18 protein-coding genes and 1 riboswitch are annotated in these 20303 nt (G+C 40.5%); of the genes, 16 read left to right on the top strand and 2 right to left on the bottom strand.

Annotated elements, in window-relative coordinates; genetic code table 11:
* The first annotated feature begins 8 nt into the window (after window positions 1-8).
* The 5 genes from argH to metX all read left to right on the top strand — a co-directional run bounded on the left by argH (window position 9) and on the right by metX (window position 6376).
* The gene (gene argH / locus ACK4HU_RS00915) at window positions 9-1343 is read left to right on the top strand and encodes an argininosuccinate lyase (RefSeq protein ID WP_409802926.1); all 1335 of its coding nucleotides are present in this window, start codon (window positions 9-11) and stop codon (window positions 1341-1343) included.
* A gap of 104 nt (window positions 1344-1447) precedes the next feature.
* Window positions 1448-2989 (top strand): SulP family inorganic anion transporter, encoded by a 1542-nt coding sequence (locus ACK4HU_RS00910; protein WP_409802925.1) that lies wholly within the window; start codon window positions 1448-1450, stop codon window positions 2987-2989.
* Window positions 2986-3627 (top strand): carbonate dehydratase, encoded by a 642-nt coding sequence (gene can / locus ACK4HU_RS00905; RefSeq protein ID WP_409802924.1) that lies wholly within the window; start codon window positions 2986-2988, stop codon window positions 3625-3627. Before ACK4HU_RS00910 ends, can begins: the two co-directional genes overlap by 4 nt.
* An 88-nt stretch (window positions 3628-3715) precedes the next feature.
* Window positions 3716-3829, top strand: a riboswitch (SAM riboswitch).
* A gap of 180 nt (window positions 3830-4009) precedes the next feature.
* Window positions 4010-5314 (top strand): O-acetylhomoserine aminocarboxypropyltransferase/cysteine synthase family protein, encoded by a 1305-nt coding sequence (locus ACK4HU_RS00900; protein WP_409802922.1) that lies wholly within the window; start codon window positions 4010-4012, stop codon window positions 5312-5314.
* Between the two features lie 9 nt (window positions 5315-5323).
* Window positions 5324-6376 (top strand): homoserine O-acetyltransferase, encoded by a 1053-nt coding sequence (metX, locus tag ACK4HU_RS00895; protein ID WP_409802921.1) that lies wholly within the window; start codon window positions 5324-5326, stop codon window positions 6374-6376.
* Window positions 6377-6405: 29 nt separating this feature from the next.
* Here the strand turns inward: metX and ACK4HU_RS00890 are convergent, their stop codons facing one another.
* Window positions 6406-6846: a DUF2147 domain-containing protein gene (locus ACK4HU_RS00890; RefSeq protein WP_409802920.1), complete on the bottom strand. Its 441-nt coding sequence runs from the start codon at window positions 6844-6846 to the stop codon at window positions 6406-6408.
* 48 nt (window positions 6847-6894) lie between these two features.
* On the opposite strand from ACK4HU_RS00890, the gene pdeM reads away from it, so the two are divergent.
* The 9 genes from pdeM to ACK4HU_RS00845 all read left to right on the top strand — a co-directional run bounded on the left by pdeM (window position 6895) and on the right by ACK4HU_RS00845 (window position 15634).
* Window positions 6895-7593 carry a ligase-associated DNA damage response endonuclease PdeM gene (pdeM, locus tag ACK4HU_RS00885; RefSeq protein WP_409802918.1) on the top strand — a complete coding sequence of 233 codons (699 nt, stop codon included), beginning with the start codon at window positions 6895-6897 and terminating at the stop codon, window positions 7591-7593.
* Between the two features lie 41 nt (window positions 7594-7634).
* Entirely contained in the window at window positions 7635-8525 is an 891-nt protein-coding gene (locus ACK4HU_RS00880; protein ID WP_409802916.1) for a cell division protein FtsX, read from the top strand.
* A gap of 2 nt (window positions 8526-8527) precedes the next feature.
* Window positions 8528-8743, top strand: a complete 216-nt coding sequence (locus ACK4HU_RS00875) for a DUF3098 domain-containing protein (RefSeq protein WP_409802915.1) — start codon at window positions 8528-8530, stop codon at window positions 8741-8743.
* Between the two features lie 42 nt (window positions 8744-8785).
* The gene (gene truB / locus ACK4HU_RS00870; RefSeq protein WP_409802913.1) at window positions 8786-9469 is read left to right on the top strand and encodes a tRNA pseudouridine(55) synthase TruB; all 684 of its coding nucleotides are present in this window, start codon (window positions 8786-8788) and stop codon (window positions 9467-9469) included.
* Window positions 9456-10379: a bifunctional riboflavin kinase/FAD synthetase gene (locus ACK4HU_RS00865; RefSeq protein ID WP_409802912.1), complete on the top strand. Its 924-nt coding sequence runs from the start codon at window positions 9456-9458 to the stop codon at window positions 10377-10379. The genes truB and ACK4HU_RS00865 overlap by 14 nt, the downstream gene beginning before the upstream one ends.
* Window positions 10380-10391: 12 nt before the next feature.
* A complete protein-coding gene (locus tag ACK4HU_RS00860; protein WP_409802910.1) occupies window positions 10392-11087 on the top strand; it encodes a CoA transferase subunit A in 696 nt (231 codons plus the stop codon).
* A 3-nt stretch (window positions 11088-11090) separates the two neighbouring features.
* The gene (locus tag ACK4HU_RS00855; protein WP_409802908.1) at window positions 11091-11750 is read left to right on the top strand and encodes a CoA transferase subunit B; all 660 of its coding nucleotides are present in this window, start codon (window positions 11091-11093) and stop codon (window positions 11748-11750) included.
* Window positions 11751-11909: 159 nt separating this feature from the next.
* Window positions 11910-12251: a gliding motility protein GldC gene (gene gldC / locus ACK4HU_RS00850; protein WP_409802906.1), complete on the top strand. Its 342-nt coding sequence runs from the start codon at window positions 11910-11912 to the stop codon at window positions 12249-12251.
* Window positions 12252-12574: 323 nt separating this feature from the next.
* Window positions 12575-15634 (top strand): TonB-dependent receptor domain-containing protein, encoded by a 3060-nt coding sequence (locus tag ACK4HU_RS00845; protein WP_409802904.1) that lies wholly within the window; start codon window positions 12575-12577, stop codon window positions 15632-15634.
* A gap of 577 nt (window positions 15635-16211) precedes the next feature.
* Here the strand turns inward: ACK4HU_RS00845 and ACK4HU_RS00840 are convergent.
* Complete coding sequence (locus ACK4HU_RS00840) at window positions 16212-17711, bottom strand: peptide MFS transporter (RefSeq protein ID WP_409803196.1); 1500 nt, start codon at window positions 17709-17711, stop codon at window positions 16212-16214.
* Window positions 17712-18057: 346 nt separating this feature from the next.
* Between ACK4HU_RS00840 and pckA the strand changes: the two genes are divergently transcribed.
* Both pckA and ACK4HU_RS00830 read left to right on the top strand, forming a co-directional pair.
* Window positions 18058-19659, top strand: a complete 1602-nt coding sequence (pckA, locus tag ACK4HU_RS00835) for a phosphoenolpyruvate carboxykinase (ATP) (protein ID WP_409802902.1) — start codon at window positions 18058-18060, stop codon at window positions 19657-19659.
* Window positions 19660-19786: 127 nt separating this feature from the next.
* Window positions 19787-20224 carry a peptidylprolyl isomerase gene (locus ACK4HU_RS00830; RefSeq protein WP_409802900.1) on the top strand — a complete coding sequence of 146 codons (438 nt, stop codon included), beginning with the start codon at window positions 19787-19789 and terminating at the stop codon, window positions 20222-20224.
* Window positions 20225-20303: the final 79 nt, after the last annotated feature.

Here is a 20303-nt window from a genome sequence, read left to right as displayed (position 1 = left end):
ATAGAACTATGAAACTCTGGCAAAAAGCCACTGGCAGCAAAAAAGAAGTAGAACAATTCACTATCGGACGGGATCCGGAATTTGATAGCGTTCTTGCTCCGTTTGATGTTTTAGGTTCCATGGCTCATGCCAAAATGTTGGCAAAAATTGGACTTTTGACTTTCGAGGAAAATGATATTCTGCAAAAAGGATTAAAAGAAATTTACTTTGAAATCGAGCAGGGGAAATTCAGCATTGATCTTGGGGTGGAAGATGTGCATTCCCAAGTAGAATTTTTGCTCACGGAACGATATGGAGAAGTTGGGAAGAAACTTCATAGCGGCAGAAGTCGGAATGATCAGGTTTTGGTGGACCTCAAATTATACTATCGAGCTGCAATTAGAGAGATTGTAGAGGAAACTCAAGAACTTTTTGACATGCTGATCTCACTTTCGGAAAAACACAAAAAAGATCTAATGCCTGGCTATACGCATACGCAGCTGGCTATGCCTTCTTCATTTGGACTATGGTTTGGTTCATTTGCCGAAGGTTTGACCGAGGATTTGGGCTTACTTAAAGCTGCTTTTGACTTAAGTAATAAAAATCCCCTTGGATCCGCTGCGGGTTATGGATCAAGTTTTCCGTTGGATAGGACTTTGACTACGGAATTGTTAGGATTTGCTGATCTCCACCATAATGTAATCAATGCTCAGAATAGCCGTGGCAAGACCGAGCGGACTTTAGCTTTTGCAATGGCAGGACTCGCTTCGACACTCAATCGGCTAGCGACTGATGTATGTCTTTTTATGAATCAGCATTTTGCTTTTATCACATTTCCGGATGATTTGACAACCGGAAGCAGCATCATGCCTCATAAGAAAAACCCGGATGTATTCGAGTTGATTCGGTCTAAAACGAATCAAATTCAAAGTATACCAAACACCGTTAGTCATATCCTGACCAATATGAGTACCGGTTATCACCGAGATTTACAATTATTAAAAGAGGAGATTTTTCCAGGAATAGAAAAATTAAAGACTTGCCTATGCATGAGCACATTCATGCTGAAGTCGATCAGAGTGCGCGAAAACATCTTAGAAGATCCATTTTATAAGCATCTTTTTTCGGTGGAGGTCGTGAACGAACTAGTTTTAAAAGGAGTGCCTTTTCGGGATGCTTATAAAAAGGTTGGGATAGAAATCGAGGCTAATAATTTTGCGCCGGACCAAAATAAGCTTAGACATACACATGAGGGAAGTATTGGAAATCTTTGTCTAGAAGAGATAAAGCTTAAAATGGATTCGGCGATCAAAAACTTTGATTTTGACCTGATGGATCAGCGAATTCAAAGCTTGTTGAAATGAAATAGTTTCTCCGTTCATTTAATTTTTTGATAGATTCAATTCAATAATTTTACTTTTGATCATAAAGTCTTTTCTTGAATAGAATTTAACCCGATGACCAATTTATGAATGATCTTTTTGGAAGCAACTTAAGATACGACCTTAAATCAAGTATGGTCGTTTTTTTTGTTGCATTACCGCTTTGCCTCGGAATAGCGATCGCAAGTGGTGCACCACCGATGTCTGGGTTAATTGCGGGAATTGTAGGTGGGATTATTGTTGGTTCATTTTCAGGATCTCATGTCAGTGTCAGCGGACCGGCCGCAGGTTTAACTGTAATTGTACTTGACTCAATTAGTACACTTGGTACATTTCCGCTTTTCCTTTCGGCACTTGTAGTTGCGGGACTGATTCAATTGGCAATGGGTTTCTTAAAAGCAGGAATAATAGGCTATTATTTTCCTCATTCAGTAATTAAGGGTATGCTATCAGCGATCGGTTTGATATTGATTTTGAAGCAAATTCCTCATGCCTTGGGTTATGACAAGGATCTAATGGGTGATTTGGCTTTTCAGCAAATTGATAATCAAAACACGTTTTCTGAAATTTGGCGAGCCATTCAATACTTCAGCCCTGGTGCACTACCTATTGTAATTACTGCTATGGTGATTTTGATAGGTTTTGATCATCCTAGAATTAAAAAGAATAAAATGCTGAGTGCTGTTCCACCTGCATTTTGGGCGGTTGTAGCGGGTATTTTGATCAATCAGCTTTATGTTTCTTTTAAACCTTCTTGGGTTTTGGATGATGAACATCTAGTAACTATTCCAATTCTGGGCGGAATTAATGAACTGGGAAATTTATTCACACTGCCTGATTTTGGATTGTTTTCGACCAGCAGCTTTTGGATAGTTGCCGCTACTATAGCTATTATCGGAAGTATTGAAAGTTTATTGAGCTTAGAGGCTGGCGATAAGATGGATCCTCAAAAGCGAATCAGCCCAGCAAGTCGGGAGTTGGTCGCACAAGGGATCGGAAATACAGTCTCAGGCTTGATTGGAGGTTTACCCGTGACTGCGGTAATTGTTCGTACGTCCGCTAATGTCACTTCAGGGGCAAAGACAAAATTATCAGCCATTTTACATGGTATTTTACTTGCAGTTCTGGTCCTAGCAATTCCAAGAATCCTTAATATGATTCCGCTAAGCTGTTTGTCTGCGGTATTGTTTATGGTTGGATTTAAGCTGGCTAAGCCCTCCATTTTTGTCCAAGAGTGGGAAAAAGGTTTGAATCAATTCCTGCCATTTGTTGTCACAATTTTGGCGATTTTATTTACAGACCTCCTTATGGGAATTGGGATTGGTATGGTGGTCGGAATATTTTTTGTCATCAAGACAAACTTCAAACAAGCCATTCTAGTCACTGAAAGAAAAGGGAACTACCTCGTAAAACTTCATAAGGATGTTTCCTTTCTCAATAAAGCACCACTTAAAAAGCAACTCGCTCAAATACCGGATAATAGCTTTGTAATTATTAATGGATACAAAGCGAAATTCATTGATCAAGATATTAGAGATGTGTTAAACGATTTTATTGCATCCGCACACGAAAAAAACATTACATTGACTATAGAAGGATTTGATTATAATTTAAAAGAAAACGCATGAATAAATACGAACGTCTTTTACTACAGAACAAAGCTTGGTCTGAAGAGAAATTAACTTTAGACAAAAGCTATTTCGAACGGCTGGCTTTTCAACAAAAGCCAAATTTCTTATGGATAGGTTGCTCAGACAGCAGGGTACCTGCGGATAGAATTACTGGTACTGATCCAGGAGAAATCTTCGTTCACCGAAATATTGCTAACATGGTGGTGCATACTGACTTAAATATGCTTTCAGTACTTGAGTATGCTGTACATTATCTCAAAGTGGAACACATTATTGTCTGCGGTCACTATGGCTGCGGAGGTGTGGATGCAGCAGTTACCAACAAATCGTTCGGACTGATCAACAAGTGGCTTCGCAATATTAAGGAAGTCTATAAAATGCATCAAGCAGAAGTCGACCAAGAACCTACTCATGCTGGCAAAGTAAATAAATTGGTCGAATTGAATGTGGTCGAACAATGTCAGGATTTGATCAAAACTTCAATTATTCAAAAAGCTTGGAAAGCAAGGAAAGCTCCCGCAATTCATGGTTGGGTCTATGGTCTTTCTAATGGATTAATTAATGAATTAATTACAATTACGCCTGATGTTGAAGCTATTCATCCAATTTTCCGTTACGAAGATTCTGAACTTTAAATAAAATATACCCGGAACCTGCATTTCTATTTTGAATTCTCAGTTTCCGGGTTTTTCTTTGCATATCCTTTCACTTTTTTAGTGTAAGGATTTATACAGAAGAGGCGAGAGACAGGCTCATTGACCCTCTGGCAACCATTCGCCGCGGCGAAAAGGTGCCAATTCCTACCGACTGAGGTATTCTCTTTCGGAACTATAAATTCCTTGCAATATGGACTCTTTATTTACTCTTCCCTTTTTAGTAAATATTCAACTTACACTTACTATTTGTCATTTCGCCATTCTTCGGCATTTCGGGTAATTGTTAACCCGAAACAAATTCTCTTGTCTGATTCCATTGGGATCGTTCCCCTTTTTTCTAACCCTTTAACCTATCAAAACAATGTCAGCAAACTATCGATTTGAAACACTTCAGCTTCACGCTGGACAAGCCCCAGACCCGACAACCAATTCCAGGGCTGTACCCATTTATCAAACCACTTCATATGTTTTCAATAGTGCTGAACATGGCGCTAACCTATTTGGATTAAAAGAATTCGGGAACATCTACACACGGATCATGAATCCTACCACGGATGTTTTTGAAAAAAGAATTGCAGCTCTTGAAGGTGGCGTCGCAGCGGTAGCCACATCATCCGGCCAAGCTGCTCAGTTTTTAGCTTTGAACAACATCATGGAGGCCGGTGACAATTTTGTTTCTACCACATTTCTTTATGGAGGAACCTATAATCAATTCAAAGTAGCATTTAAGAGAATTGGTATTGACGCACGCTTTGCAAAAGGAGATTCCCCTGAAGCATTTGAAGAACTCATTGATTCCAAAACCAAAGCTATTTACCTGGAAACCATCGGCAATCCAGAATTCAACATCCCGGATTTTGAGGCAATAGCAGCATTAGCTAGAAAGCATGATATTCCCTTGGTAGTTGACAATACTTTCGGTGCCGGAGGCTACTTATGCCGTCCAATTGAGCATGGAGCAAATATTGTAACTTCTTCTGCAACCAAATGGATCGGCGGTCATGGTACTTCGATCGGTGGAATTATAGTAGATGCAGGAAACTTCAATTGGGGAAATGGAAAATATCCTCAGTTTTCCGAGCCATCAGAAGGATATCACGGATTGAATTTCTGGCAAGTTTTCGGGGAAAATAATCCACTTGGACTTCCAAATATTGCATTTGCTATTCGTGCTAGAGTTGAAGGATTACGTGATTTTGGACCTGCTATTAGTCCATTCAATTCATTCCTCCTTCTTCAGGGAGTCGAAACACTCTCCCTTCGAGTTCAACGAACCGTAGAAAATGCGCTAGAAATAGCAAAATGGCTGGAGGCTCACCCTCATGTGTCCAAAGTAAATTACCCAGGACTTCCTTCCTCTCCTTATCATGCCTTAGGAAAAAAATACCTAAAGAATGGATTTGGTGGAGTCTTAAGCTTTGAAATAAAAGGTAGCAAAGAGCAAACTTCAGCATTCATTAACAATCTGGAATTGATTTCTCACTTGGCGAATGTCGGAGATGCCAAAACACTGATTATTCAGCCTTCCGCGACGACGCATCAGCAACTTTCGGATGAAGAACAAAAAGCTGCAGGAGTTACTCCTACCCTTCTCCGAATTTCTCTTGGCATCGAACACATCTATGATATCAAGGCTGATTTGCAGCAAGCATTTGAAAAAATCTAATTTCTCCTAATGAATTTGACAAGCCAATACGCTGATCTCACCATGACCCAAGAAGTTTTTCATTCCATCAAACCATTGCCATTGGAGTCGGGCGAAGTTCTAATGAATTTTGACCTAGCCTACTCCACTTATGGTCAATTGAATGCGGAAAAAAACAATGTAATCTGGGTCGTCCATGCGCTTACCGGAGACTCCAATGCCGCCGAATGGTGGAATGGCCTAATTGGCGAAGACAAATTCTATGATCCGGCAGACCATTTCATAATTTGTGCTAATCTTTTGGGTAGCTGTTATGGGTCAACCCATCCTTTCAGCGAAAATCCCGAAACTGGATCACCCTATTATTACGATTTTCCTCAATTGACCCCACGAGACTTAGCCCAGAGTTTGGAAAGACTAAGATCCCATCTCAAAATCGAAAAAATCCACACCTTAATTGGCGGGTCTCTTGGAGGTCAGGTCGCTTTGGAATGGGCTTTGACTTTAAGTCAAAAACTGGAAAATGCGGTAATTTTGGCTTCCACTGTCAAAACTTCCCCTTGGGTCATAGGATTTAATGAAACTCAAAGAATGGCAATTGAGTCAGATTGTACGTGGGGAGAATGCCATGAATCGGCTGGTGCCAAAGGCCTGGAAACAGCCCGTGCGATCGCCATGCTTACTTATCGACATCCTGATGATCTCTTGATCAAACAGAGCGAAAAGGAAGAAAAAATGGATGGATTTAGAGCGTCTTCTTATTTGAGATATCAAGGAAAAAAACTTGCCAAAAGATTTAATGCACTCTCTTATTGGACCCTATCCAAGGCTATGGATAGTCAAGATTTAGGAAGAGGCAGAGGAGGTCTGGAAGCAGCTTTAGGAAAAATCGAAGCAAAAGTCTTGGCAATCGGGGTAAATTCAGATCTGCTTTTTCTTCCAAGCGAATCTCAATTTATCAGTCAAAAAGCAAAAAGAGGAACCTATAAGGAAATTAAATCAACTGCCGGACATGATGCATTTTTGATTGAATTTGAGCAATTGGCCTATATTCTTAAATCATTCTATTTGGAGCAGAGATAAAAAAGCGGGTTTGAAGCCCGCTTTTTTATTTACTTAACTCTTGTCCATTCTACGGTTCGACCTACGAATGAAAACCCGATGTATCCTCTTACCTCTAATATTGAATCTGATTTAAGTTTAATTTCGCAGGAATAAGTTTTACCGTTTTTAGGATCGTAGATCTCCCCACCTTTCCACACTCCACCTGAATATTTCAAGCCTTTCAGTAAGGACAATCCCATCAGCGGTCTCTGCTTTAATTTTGGATCTGGATTTTCTTTATCTGTAGCAGGCTTTCCGTCGGGATTAGGATTTTCGAGCCAAACGATTTTACCAATGAATTCAGATCCACTTTTGGTTATTTCAACTTGAGCGGTTTTTTCAGTGTTATACCAAAGTCCCAGAACTTTATTTTCGGACTGAGCTTTAGACTGTAGTGCTAATCCAAAGACCAATAGGATAATAAATGAAGTAAATTGTCTCGATTTCATAAATATTAAGTTTTGATCTAGGTAAATACGGATAAATTTGGAATTGTTATGCAAGAGGTAAAAAATTCCACCAATAACCACACCAACGTTACCCATATTTTCGAGGGAGTTACTTTGACTTTATTAAAGGAAAAAGCAATATGGATTGATGAATTGAAGACCTTATTAATTGCAGATCTTCATTTTGGAAAAGCTGCACACTTTAGGAAATCCGGAATACCCATCCCGGAACCTGTTCACGACGCGGACCTAGTTCAATTAAAAAAACTCCAAACCCATTTTAGTCCAATTCACACCTATTTCCTTGGAGACCTCTTTCATTCAGACTGGAATAGTCAATGGGAATACTTCCAAGAGTTTTTGGAGCAGTTTCCAAAAACAGAATTTCATTTGGTAAAAGGTAATCATGATATTCTGTCCCCTTTGGCCTATAAGCAATCCGTATTAAAAATTCATAATGAGCCTTTGATCTTGGGAAATCTAATGCTCTCTCATGAACCACTTGAGAACATCCCAACGGGATTTTTAAACATTTGCGGTCACATTCATCCAGGGGTTCGATTGGTAGGGAAAGCCCGTCAATCTGTACGGATTCCTTGCTACTTTCTATCCCAGTCCAGGCTCATCCTTCCAGCATTTGGAAACTTCACCGGCTTGGCTTTGGTCAAACCTAAACCAGGTGACAAACTTTGGGGAATCACCCATGAAAAAATCATCCCGGTCCTTTCTGGCACATCGATTGGTTAAATCCGCTTGGCTTTCCTATTTTTGAATCGAATATTCCAACTATGGCTAACGCAGCACGCACGAAAAAAACACTTGGTCATTTTAAGTTTGGTAGTGTCCTTTTCAGCACTACACTTTCACTTTTCATTGTAGGCCTTTTTGGGGTCATTTTGATTCAAGCCAGATCCTTGACCAAAATGATCCGGGAAAACATTGAAATCCAAGTATTTCTCGAAAAAGGCTTACCTGAGGAACAACTCGCCGAAATCCGAAAAAATATTTCTGGCAGACCTTATATCTTAAATTCTTCGGATACCGTTGGCTTACGATTTATTTCTGATCAAGAAGCTGCAGCAGCTTTTATTGAAAGTACCGGTGAAGACTTCACCAAGTTTCTGGAAGATAATCCGCTGAGAGATAGCTACGTGTTAACTGTAGCTGAGGAGTTCCAGACCTCGGAGCAACTTGAAACTATTGCCAAGGACCTCGAAGAGATTCCTGGTGTATTTGAAGTTTCTTACATGACCGACTTAATCGAATCGATCAATAAAAACTTACTCAAAGTGAGTTTAGTAATGGGTGGATTCATCTTGATTCTAATCATCACAGTGGTGATGTTGATTAATAATACAATCCGGCTTGCACTGTTTTCTCAACGATTCTTGATACGGTCTATGCAGTTGGTTGGAGCGACGAGGGGATTCATCCGAAAACCGTTCTTAATGCGCGCACTACTTTTCGGAATGATTGCCGGTGCTGTTGCCTCAGTTATACTTTTTGGGTTGGTTCAATATACTAAAGCCAACATTGAAGGCTTTGCAATGCTTCAAAATCAGGAAATGCTAATCCTCCTATTCTTGGTGTTAATCGTGGTAGGCGGAATTCTCAGTGTATTTAGTACCCTGCGCGCTGTAAATAAATACTTAAACATGTCTTTGGACGAACTTTATTAATCATGAGCAATACACATTTTCCATTTTCAAAGAAAAATTATCGTCTCATGCTAATTGGACTTGGACTGATAGTCTTGGGTTTTATTATCATGGGCTTGGATGGACAGCCTCACGGTAATGGCGTTTTAGGCTTGACTATAGGCCCACTTGTGGTTATGTCAGGCTTTATTTTTGAGTTTTATGCCATTTTCGCAAAAACTGAAAAAAGCCAAAATTAAAAACCAACAGTTCCCGATTGGTGAACTGATTAAAATCAAAACATGCAGCAAGAAGCTTACGGAGAAGTATTTCTGATTGACAAGCCCTTCGAATGGACTTCATTCGATGTGGTGAAAAAAGTAAGGAATGCCCTTCGTATCAAAAAAGTCGGCCATGCCGGAACGCTGGATCCTTTAGCCACAGGTCTATTAATCGTATGTGCAGGTAAGCAAACCAAACAGATCGAAACCTACATGGGCCAAGAAAAGGAGTACACAGGATCATTTGTAATTGGAGCTACAACAGAATCCTTTGATCTGGAAAAACCAATAATACCGGTTGCTGACCCCAGCCATATCACATTGTCCCAAGTTAAGGCGGTAGCAGCACAATTAACGGGAGACATTCTTCAGATTCCTCCCATGCATTCTGCGATAAAGGTTGACGGCAAGCGAGTCTATGAATCAGCTCGCAAGGGAATTGAAGTCAAGATGGATCCGAGACCTGTTCAGGTGAGAGAGTTTGAAATCACAAGCTTTGAAGGAAATGAAGTTGGTTTCAGGATTTCCTGTTCTAAAGGAACCTATATCAGAAGCCTTGCTCGAGACTTTGGTGAAATTTTAGGAGTTGGAGCTTATATGAAGTCACTGTGCCGTACTCGGATCGGAGATTTTTTACTTTCCGATGCACATCATCTGCCCGAATTAGTTGAGCAAATCAAAGCCCGGTCCAATGAAGATTTATGAAGGACTAGCTGGATTTACTCCTGTCAAAAATGCAGTCGTAACCTCAGGCACATTTGATGGGGTACATTTAGGCCATCAAAAAATCCTGCATCGAATCCGTGAAATAGCCAGAACTATTCAGGGTGAGACAGTACTGATTACCTTTTGGCCTCATCCCCGATTGGTGCTATATCCTGAAGAGCACAACCTGCGGTTGTTAAGTACTTTTGAAGAAAAGGCAAAACTCTTGCGACAGCTTGGAATCGATCACTTGATCACTATTCCTTTTACTCAGGAATTTTCTCAGCTTAGTTCAGAAGAGTTTATCAGAAAAGTCCTCATTGACTCAATAAAGACAAAAAAACTGGTCATCGGATACGATCATCGCTTTGGCAAAAATCGGGAAGGAAGCTTTGAATATTTGAAAGCTAACAGTTCCACATTTGGTTTTGAACTGGAAGAAATTTCCCGTCAGGATGTAGACGAAATTGGCGTTTCCAGTACCAAAATCCGGAAAGCACTCGAGTCCGGCGATGTGAAAACTGCTTTGATTTGGTTGGGAAGACCCTATGAATTGAATGGAATCGTGATCAAGGGACAGCAAATCGGTCGCTCGATTGGATTTCCAACTGCTAACATTCACATTCCAAACGACTACAAACTTATCCCCAAAGACGGCGTTTATGCGGTAGAGGCCTCGGTGGACGGAACCATGTATAAATCAATGCTCAATATTGGAAACAGGCCCACTGTTGATGGTACCAAAAAAACTGTTGAAGCAAACCTGTTTGATTTTCAAGGAGATCTTTATGACAAGCAAATCACGATTTACTTCAGAGAATTCTTAAGGGAAGAACAGAAGTTTGAAAACTTGGAAGCTTTAAAGGATCAGCTCGTCCAAGATCAACGAAATGCAAGAACTTTACTATAAACCCAAATTCCCATGATTAATAAAACTGTAAAAAATGCAGCGGAGGCAGTTGCAGACATCCCCAGCAATTGCATGCTGATGATGGGAGGTTTCGGACTCAGCGGTATACCCGAGAATTGTATTCAAGCTCTTTTAAAAAGAAATATTTCCGGGCTGACTATCGTCTCCAATAATGCCGGAGTAGATGATTTCGGAATCGGCCTTTTGCTAAAAAAGCGAATGGTCAAAAAGATGATTTCAAGTTATGTAGGTGAGAATGCAGAATTTGAAAGGCAATTATTGAGCGGTGAACTTGAGGTGGATTTGATTCCGCAAGGAACCTTGGCTGAACGAGTCAGAGCGGGCGGAGCTGGAATTCCGGCATTTTTTACGCCGGCCGGGGTAGGAACTGAGGTTGCTGAAGGAAAAGAAATTCGAGAATTTAATGGTAAACTTTATTTGATGGAAAGCTGGTTGAAAGCTGATTTCTCAATTGTAAAAGCCTGGAAAGGTGATACCTCCGGCAACCTTATCTTCAAAGGTACTGCAAGGAATTTCAATCCTATGATGGCCGCAGCTGGGAAAATTTGCATCGCTGAGGTTGAAGAATTGGTTGAGGCAGGTGGATTGGACCCCAATCAGATCCACACTCCGGGAATCTATGTACAGCGGATTTTTAAAGGTGAGAATTACGAAAAGAGAATTGAGCAAAGAACCGTAACCCAATAAGCCATGCTGACTAAAGAACAAATCGCCAAGCGAATAGCCAAAGAGGTAAAAAATGGGCAATACATCAATCTTGGAATCGGTATTCCTACTTTGGTTGCAAACTATATCCCAGAAAATTTAGACGTTGTCCTGCAATCTGAAAACGGTCTTTTGGGCATTGGCCCCTTCCCTTCTGAAGATAAAGTGGATCCAGATTTAATCAATGCCGGAAAGCAAACGATCACCATGGTACCAGGATCAGTGCTTTTCAATTCGTCAGAATCTTTTGCTATGATCAGAGGTGGACATGTTCATCTGACGATCTTAGGTGCAATGGAAGTATCTGAAAACGGAGACATCGCCAACTGGAAAATCCCCGGCAAAATGGTTAAAGGCATGGGTGGTGCCATGGATTTGGTAGCTTCTGCTGAAAACATCATTGTAGCCATGCAGCATTGCTCCAAAGATGGTCAATCCAAGCTACTTCCTGAGTGCTCACTTCCACTGACCGGGCGGAAATGCGTGAAGAAAATCGTGTCAGATCTTGCTGTTTTGGAAGTTTCACCTGATGGAGGTTTTATTTTAAAAGAAAGAGCACCGGGAGTTTCGATAGAAGAAATCCAAGCCAAGACTGCCGGAAAACTGATCATTGAAGGAGAAATTCCAGAAATGACATTTGAATAAAACCCTAATGGGAACTTGAAATAGCTAATGCAGGTTTCCCGATAAATTTTGAGAGATTGAAATCGAGTAAATAGCATCGACTCACAAAGTGTGTAACAAAAACGTGAGATTCCACCTGCCTGCTGTCGGGTGTGGCCTAAAAGAATAAATTATATAGACGTGAAAAAATCAGAAATCAAATTCCAGATCGAACTGGACGAACAGAATCTTCCTAAAAATATCCAGTGGGACGCTTCAGACAAAGAAGCAGAGGGATTGGAGTCCACCAAAAGCATCAGTGTCAATGTTTGGGATAATCTTAACCATGCTACACTTAGAATCGATCTATGGACAGAGGAGATGTCTGTCGTAGAAATGAAACGATTCTATATTGATATCCTTGGAGGAATGGCTCAAACGATCTTGAATAGTACAGGAGACGAATACATGTCTGAGGAAATAAAAGAAATGTGTGATCGATTGGTTAGACACGTGAACGAAGAGAACAAAAAAAGCTCTTGACCTAGATCAAAAAACTAAAGAAAGACTTGGTGAAAATCTGGTCTTTTTTTTTGCCCAAAAAATCATAATTCACTTATCTAAATTTTGGATTTTATAATAAAATGAAAGATTAGGTTAAGTATTTACAATAAAAGTTCTGAAAAATTCCCAATTCTCTTTAAATACTTGCTCAGTTTCCAGTTGGAGCAATTTAATATTAATGTAAAAGCTATTTTTTTTTATTTCTGAAAAATTGAAAATTCAGTTTTTACTATAAATTTCGAAGAATTGAAGGACTAATCACCTTAGTTGTCATTAACCAAAATAAATACACAAAATAGCCTATGAAAAATTTTACAAGAAAAATCTGGGGAGGAGTGTTTTCACTCATGCTGCTGGTTTCCTTGGGAACCGGAGTCGCACTCGCTCAGACCACCATCTCTGGTACGGTGACTGATGCAGGCACCAAAGAGACTTTGGTTGGGGTTAACATCCTGGTGAAAGGTAAAGTGATTGGAACAATCACAGATCTTTCAGGGAAATTTACACTCAACGTAGCTCAGCAACCACCATTTACGCTAGTGTTTTCTATGGTGGGATTCACTACTCAAGAAGTAGAGGTCACAGGAGGTATCAGCAACTTGACTGTTTCACTTGCCGAGTCCTCAATTATGGGTCAAGAGGTGGTCATCTCCGCTTCAAGGGTTGAGGAAAGCATTATGCAGTCTCCGGTATCTATTGAAAAAATGGATATCATCGCGATTCGTGAAGTTCCTCAAGCTAGTTTCTACGATGCGTTGAACAACCTGAAAGGTGTCGAAATGAGTACTCAATCACTCACTTTCAAGTCTTTCAATACAAGAGGCTTTAATGCGAATGGTAACGTCAGAACGGTTCAGATGATTGACGGGATGGACAACCAAGCTCCGGGCTTGAACTTTTCTGTCGGAAACATTGCCGGGATTTCAGAATTGGATTTGGAAAGTGTAGAACTTCTTCCTGGTGCTTCTTCTGCATTGTACGGACCTAATGCTATCAACGGAATTCTATTGATGAATTCCAAAAATCCATTTCAGTATCAAGGCTTTTCTGCGAATGTTAAAACGGGTATCATGAATGAGTCCAGCAGGCCAACTGCTTCCACTGGGTTCTATGATTTCAGTGCCAGATATGCCAAAGCTTTTAACAATAAAGTTGCTTTTAAAGTCAACATGGCCTATTTATCAGCTGATGATTGGCAAGCAAATGATTTCAGAGATCAGTCGTTGTTGAATGGTTCAACTATCGAAAATGGATCACGAACCAATAATCCAGGTTACAATGGAGTAAATACCTATGGAGATGAAAGCACTCAGAATATGTTGACTGTGGCAAATTCATTGGTCAGTGCTGGACTATTACCTCAGGCTGCTTTGGGGTTAATTCCTACCTCTACACTAGTCTCAAGAACTGGATATGCTGAAAGAGACCTTGCAGATTATGGCACAAAGTCCCTTAAACTGAATGCTGCATTGCATTACAGGTTAAATGACCGAGTAGAAGCAATTCTCCAAGGTAATTATGGCTTTGGAACCACTGTATATACTGGAGCTGACCGATATTCTATTGCCAACTTTAACATCGGACAATACAAAGCAGAACTAAAGGGTGCTAACTGGTATGTTCGTGCTTATACCACTCAAGAACGTTCTGGTGATGCATTTGCTGTTGGTATCGCTGCAAACGCAATCAATGAGGCTTGGAAGCCATCTGAGACTTGGTTTGGTCAATACGTAGGTGCATTTGCTCAATCAAAATTAACAGGAGCTAATGATCAGGCGGCCCATGGATTTGCTAGAGGTGTTGCAGATCAAGGACGATTTGTACCGGGTTCGGCTGAATTTAATCAGGCTAGAGATAGAACCACTTCTACTCCGATTCCAGGCCAATTTAGAACTCCTCCTAGAAATATCGGCTCTCAATTCGTAGATAAAACAAATCTTTACCACCTAGAAGGTTCCTATCAGTTTAAGGACATCAAATTCGCGGATTTTGTTGTTGGTGCAAACTACAGAAGTTACCAACTGAATTCCGAAGGAACGCTCTTCGCACTTGATGAGGCTGGTTCTGAATTCAACATCGCCGAATATGGTGGGTATGCACAAGGATCTAAAAAGCTGTTTAATGACAAATTCAAATTGACAGCATCTGTTCGTTACGATAAGAATGAAAATTTTGAAGGTCAATTTTCGCCAAGAGTTTCAGGTGTCTACACAACAGGGAATCACAATTTCAGAGCATCTTATCAATCAGGGTTTAGAATTCCTACCACTCAAGATCAATATATCGATTTGGTAACTCCTCAGGCACGTTTGATCGGTGGTTTACCACTGTTCAGAGACCGTTACAACTTTAATGGAAATCCTGTGTACACCATTGGTACAGTAACCCAATTTGGTGCAGGTGTCCAAGCAGCAACTCAACCAAATTCCCCAATTTATCAGCAAAGTATTCAACAGGCGACTCAACTAGCGATTCAGCAGGCAACCGCAATAATAACACAACAGGTACAGCAAGGACTTATTCCTCCCGCTCAAGCTCCTGCTGCGATCGCTGCTTTAGTACCAACTCTTGTGCCTGGCATTGCAGCACAACTTATTCCAGTAAATGCTTCCCAAGCCAATTTGGATAAGTTGACTCCTTTTGAACCAACTGATTTCAAACCTGAAATAGTGAAATCATATGAAATTGGCTATAAAGGCTTATTCAATAATAGATTATTGATTGATACTTATGCATACTTCAACCGATTTGAAAACTTTATCGGTGGACAGGTATTGATACAGGATGGTAACCCTGCTACCGGTGCACAAGGAGCTAATGCAATCACCGGATTAAACTTGATCGGTGCAGGTCCTGGTGGAAGATCTATCTTCTCCATGCCTGTAAACAGAACTGAAATTATCAGATCTTGGGGTTGGGCATTTGGTGCGGATTATAAGCTTCCAAAGAATTATTCACTGGGAGGCAACGTTTCTTACAACACCCTTTCTAACATGAAAGAGTTGTTAGAATCAGGTTTCCAGCCTTCTTTCAATACTCCTGAATATCGCTATGTGATCAACTTTGCAAACCGTGAATTTGTCAAGAACACTGGTTTCTCGTTTTCTTACAGATGGCAGGGTGAGTTTGTGTGGCAATCTTCATTTGTAGGTCCTGCAGTTTCCGCTGGTCAGCTCTCAACGATGCCTGCATTTGGAACATTTGATGCACAATTTAGCCGTAAGCTGAAGAGTTTGAAATCAATCTTGAAAGTAGGCGGAAGCAACTTGTTCAACTCAAACGGATACCGTCAGGCTTGGGGTAACCCAACTGTCGGAACGATGTACTACATCAGCATTACATTTGATGAATTCTTGAATTAATAAGAATACATAAAGTAAATTTAAAAGCCATCTGATCATTTCAGATGGTTTTTTTATGCTTTCTATTTGAGTTTGGGGTCATTTGGATGTTCATCTTCTCCGTGGAAAACTTTTCCTAATAATGCGAGACTTTCCTGAATCGAGCTTAATTGAGACACACCCATGGAATGATAATAATCACACCGAAACCTCAAACCAGCAACTGGTAACCTTAAAATTTTAACTTAAATAGCCATAGTTCCGCTGATATCCATCTGTGCATCTGTGGCGAATTTTCCATTTAAGTTGCTATCGTTTTAAAAACCTTCAATAGGTATTGGAATTAATTTCATGGAATTAACCCGGATTATGCAATAGCAATTCTATTGCGGCCAGTAATTGCTTCAAAATCAGTCACTAAGCTGCTGTTTTCGACTTCACCATAGCGGTGCTATGCCTCAGTCTCCAAACAGCCTGATTTTATTGCAATTACTGCCCTCATAACGAAACCTATTGCAAAATCCGGGTTTAAGGAGCCTTTGGACATAAAAAAACCTGCATTCAAGCAGGTTCTTTATATTAAGTTGGTGAAAGAACGTTAATGCACCTTCCCCATCATTTTTCTCAACATTGGGGTCAAAAGGAACAACAACAGTGCAGAACCCATCACGGTATAAACAATCATCAAAAACTGATCAGGCATAGCAGCTATCCCCTCTTCTGTTCCCCCACTTGCCTCACCTGCAATGAGTCCTGCAAAAAGATTTCCTAAGGCTACAGAAAGGAACCAAATTCCCATCATTTGTCCTCCATAGCTCTTTGGTGCCAGTTTGGTTACCAAAGAGAGGCCTACAGGAGACAAACTTAATTCGCCAAAGGTATGGAGCAAGTAGGTAATGATTAGCCAGCTAGGGGCCGCTAAATCACCTGATGCAGCAATTTTGGTAGCGAAGTACATCACAAAGAACCCTATTCCTAGAAGTAGCAAACCAAATGTAAATTTCAAGGGCGAACTAGGTTCAAGATTTTTCCTTCCAAGCCACACCCACAAAGCCGCGAAAAAAGGTGCGAAAATGATGATGAATAAGGAATTGATCGACTGGAAATAGCCGGTTGGAATTTCCCATCCAAGAATCGTTCGATCTGTGAAGCGCTCTGCGAAAAGATTCAAAGTAGATCCCGCTTGCTCAAAACCAGACCAAAACATCGCAGAGAATAAAAATAGAATGGCAATCACACCAACTTTATTTCGATCGGGTTTCTCCAGACCTCCGAAGAAAATTACATAGCCCAAATACCCAAAGGCCACAACAGCAATCACCGTACCTGAGGCACCTGCAATGGCAGCTGCATTTATAGGTATGACTCCGGTCAATAAAATAGCGATAATAACGGACCCAACCAATCCAATAATCGAGGTGATAGATCTGAGTTTTTTCCGAGCTGCTATTTCCTCCGTGGTCTTGACAATCGGAACATCTCCATATCCGTCCAGAGTACTTCCTGTGAGCTTGTATTGAATCAACCCAAAAACCATCCCTAATCCTGCAAGACCAAAGCCCATATGCATATCATATTCGGCAACAGTACTACAGGCGATTGGGGCGATAAATCCACCCAAATTGATTCCCATGTAGAAAATCGAAAATCCAGCATCACGCTTCGAGCTTCCATCAGGATAAAGCTGACCTACGATCGAACTTATATTGGGCTTGAGCAATCCCGTGCCTAAAACAATTAAAATCAAACCCAGAAAAAACGATGTGGTGTCTAGGGTGCTAAGTGAATCTTTAGGTCCGGAAACACCATTAATCCAGCTTTCCACACCGGGTAGAGCCATCATAAAATGCCCAAGAGCAATAATTATCCCCCCATACCACACAGATTTCTTCAATCCGAAAAGTCGATCAGCCAACCAACCACCCGGCAGGGCCAAAAGATAAACCCCCATTGTATAAAGGCCATAAACGGCTCCGGCTGTTTTATCATCAAACCCCAAACCTCCATCGATTATCGCTTTGGTCATAAAAAGGATAAGCAAGGCTCGCATTCCATAATAACTAAAACGCTCCCACATTTCTGTGAAAAATAGTGTCATCAACCCTTTCGGGTGACCAAAGGCTGTTGGGCCTTCAAATTCTGGGTACAGGTGTTTTTCCAATTGTATTTAAGTTTTGGGTGTTTTTTAAGGTACAATGATAAACTTTTTTGCTTCTTTTTTCCAAAAAGTTTTACCTCACCGACTTTCAGAAACTCAAATTTCCCGAGTAAAAATCCACATTAAAAATTTGGCTTAAACTAGAAAGGCTGCCTAAATCAAATAAAATTCTGTTTTTTCTTCGAAATCGATTGAAAAGCGAAAAAATGAGGTTTTTTTGACTCTGAATTGAAAATACTTTTCTAATTTTGTACAGAAAATTTTCAGTTTCTAAACCCAAATATTTATGCAGGACCTTGTTCTGATTCCTACTCTTTCTTCCTATCCACAGCCCGATGTGGACACCAAAGGAAAAGTTTTCACCAATCTTACTCCAGCTGAATTGGTGGAACATGCGCTAAGTCGTAAAGAAGCCTTCCTTACTTCTACTGGTGCGCTGATGGCTGACACCGGAAAATTCACCGGTAGATCTCCTCAGGACAGGTTTATTGTTTTAGATGAAAAAACCAAAGATACCGTTTGGTGGGGAGATATCAATATTCCTTTTGATGAGGAGAAGTTTGACAATCTTTTGGAAAAAGTAAAAAATCACCTGGCTACCAAGGATTTATTTGTCCGTAATGCTAAAGTGGGTGCAGATGCTGATTACCAATTAAATCTGAAAGTGATTAATACGCTTGCATGGCATAATCTCTTTTGTTACAACATGTTCCTAAGACCAATCAAGCAGGAGCTCAAGAACTTTCAATCAGATTTCACCATCATTTGTGCACCGGAGTTTGAAGCAAATCCCGAAGTGGATGGAACCAGAAATCCCAACTTCGCAATTCTAAACTTGAGCAAAAGAATGATTTTAATCGGCGGCACAGCCTACGCCGGTGAAATGAAAAAGGGAATTTTTTCTGTATTAAATTTCATTCTTCCCCATGAGAAAAATGTCCTTTCAATGCACTGCTCCGCCAACCTCGGGCATGATGGAGATACGGCCATATTTTTTGGACTTTCCGGTACTGGCAAAACTACATTATCTGCAGATCCAAAGCGACAGCTTATTGGCGACGATGAGCATGGTTGGACAGAAAAATCAGTATTTAATTTCGAAGGTGGTTGCTACGCAAAAGTCATTGATCTAACCAGAGAAAAAGAGCCCGAAATCTATGATGCGATCAAGTTTGGGGCAATAGTGGAAAATACCCGCTTCAAACCCGGCACTCGAGAAGTGGATTACGGAAATAAATCCATCACAGAAAATACACGGACTGCCTACCCAATCGATTTTATTGCAAATGCCTTGAATCCTTCAATAGCTGGAATTCCGAAAAATATTTTCTTCCTCACTGCAGATGCATTTGGAGTTATTCCTCCTATCTCAAAATTGGACAGCAGTCAGGCAATGTATCATTTTATCTCCGGCTACACTGCCAAAGTAGCTGGTACTGAAATGGGTGTTACAGAGCCGAAGTTAACCTTCTCCGCATGTTTTGGAGCCGCATTTCTTCCCTTACATCCAACGGCTTATGCAAAACTCTTCGGTGAAAAAATAGAAAAGCATAAGGTTAACGTATGGTTGATTAATACAGGTTGGACAGGCGGACCGTATGGAATTGGATCAAGAATGAAACTAACACATACCCGAGCGATGATTACCGCTGCCTTGGAAGGCAATTTAGAATTTGCGCCATTCAGGAAAGATCCCATTTTCGGATTCATGGTTCCGGAACTCTGCCCTAATGTCCCATTTGAAGTATTAAACCCAAGAAATACTTGGGAGAATACCGAAGAATATGACGAAAAAGCCAACTATCTAGCAAATGCCTTCATTAAGAATTTTGAGAAGTTTAAAGATTATGCAGACGAGAGCCTCTTAAAAGGAGCACCACTTGTATAAGATTAAAAAAGGGAGTGATTTTCACTCCCTTTTCTTTTTTTGTTGCAAAATAACCAAGTCAAAATCCTATTTTTGCCAACATTTTATCTTTTGACCAATTCGTCACAAAACCTGAAATTTTAGCTATATGCAAACAGCAGAAATCATCACTGAAAAAGGAACAATGAAAGTGGAGTTCTATGAAAAAGACGCTCCTATCGCTGTTCAAAATTTTATTGACCTTTCAAAAAAGGGATTTTACGATGGTCTAACTTTTCACAGAGTTATTCCAAATTTTGTAATTCAAGGAGGTTGTCCCAAAGGAACTGGAGCTGGTGGACCGGGTTACCATATCAAGTGTGAATTGGATGGTGAAAACCAATATCATGACCGAGGAGTACTTTCTATGGCCCACGCAGGAAGAAATACTGGTGGATCACAGTTTTTTATCTGCCACAGTCGAACCAATACAGCTCATTTGGACAGAAACCACACCTGCTTCGGTAAAGTGGTGGAAGGACTTGATGTGATCGATACTATCAAAGCAGGAGATAAAATCGAGAAAATCATTATTTCAGAAGCATAATCAAGAGGCTGTCTCATAAGTGCTGTATGTCACATTGAGCGAAGTCGAAATGCGGTTGAATTCGCTGTAAATGGCCTTC

Source organism: Algoriphagus sp. (assembly GCF_046296635.1).
GTDB lineage: Bacteria > Bacteroidota > Bacteroidia > Cytophagales > Cyclobacteriaceae > Algoriphagus.
This window is presented reverse-complemented; position numbering and strand designations above follow the sequence as displayed.

What these genes read in the sequence shown, in the direction of transcription:
- argH (WP_409802926.1), top strand. Translation starts at nt 9, where the DNA reads ATGAAACTCTGGCAAAAAGCCACTGGCAGCAAAAAAGAAGTAGAACAA.
- ACK4HU_RS00910 (WP_409802925.1), top strand. Translation starts at nt 1,448, where the DNA reads ATGAATGATCTTTTTGGAAGCAACTTAAGATACGACCTTAAATCAAGT.
- can (WP_409802924.1), top strand. Translation starts at nt 2,986, where the DNA reads ATGAATAAATACGAACGTCTTTTACTACAGAACAAAGCTTGGTCTGAA.
- ACK4HU_RS00900 (WP_409802922.1), top strand. Translation starts at nt 4,010, where the DNA reads ATGTCAGCAAACTATCGATTTGAAACACTTCAGCTTCACGCTGGACAA.
- metX (WP_409802921.1), top strand. Translation starts at nt 5,324, where the DNA reads ATGAATTTGACAAGCCAATACGCTGATCTCACCATGACCCAAGAAGTT.
- ACK4HU_RS00890 (WP_409802920.1), bottom strand. Translation starts at nt 6,846, where the DNA reads ATGAAATCGAGACAATTTACTTCATTTATTATCCTATTGGTCTTTGGA.
- pdeM (WP_409802918.1), top strand. Translation starts at nt 6,895, where the DNA reads ATGCAAGAGGTAAAAAATTCCACCAATAACCACACCAACGTTACCCAT.
- ACK4HU_RS00880 (WP_409802916.1), top strand. Translation starts at nt 7,635, where the DNA reads ATGGCTAACGCAGCACGCACGAAAAAAACACTTGGTCATTTTAAGTTT.
- ACK4HU_RS00875 (WP_409802915.1), top strand. Translation starts at nt 8,528, where the DNA reads ATGAGCAATACACATTTTCCATTTTCAAAGAAAAATTATCGTCTCATG.
- truB (WP_409802913.1), top strand. Translation starts at nt 8,786, where the DNA reads ATGCAGCAAGAAGCTTACGGAGAAGTATTTCTGATTGACAAGCCCTTC.
- ACK4HU_RS00865 (WP_409802912.1), top strand. Translation starts at nt 9,456, where the DNA reads ATGAAGATTTATGAAGGACTAGCTGGATTTACTCCTGTCAAAAATGCA.
- ACK4HU_RS00860 (WP_409802910.1), top strand. Translation starts at nt 10,392, where the DNA reads ATGATTAATAAAACTGTAAAAAATGCAGCGGAGGCAGTTGCAGACATC.
- ACK4HU_RS00855 (WP_409802908.1), top strand. Translation starts at nt 11,091, where the DNA reads ATGCTGACTAAAGAACAAATCGCCAAGCGAATAGCCAAAGAGGTAAAA.
- ACK4HU_RS00845 (WP_409802904.1), top strand. Translation starts at nt 12,575, where the DNA reads ATGAAAAATTTTACAAGAAAAATCTGGGGAGGAGTGTTTTCACTCATG.
- ACK4HU_RS00840 (WP_409803196.1), bottom strand. Translation starts at nt 17,711, where the DNA reads ATGACACTATTTTTCACAGAAATGTGGGAGCGTTTTAGTTATTATGGA.
- pckA (WP_409802902.1), top strand. Translation starts at nt 18,058, where the DNA reads ATGCAGGACCTTGTTCTGATTCCTACTCTTTCTTCCTATCCACAGCCC.
- ACK4HU_RS00830 (WP_409802900.1), top strand. Translation starts at nt 19,787, where the DNA reads ATGCAAACAGCAGAAATCATCACTGAAAAAGGAACAATGAAAGTGGAG.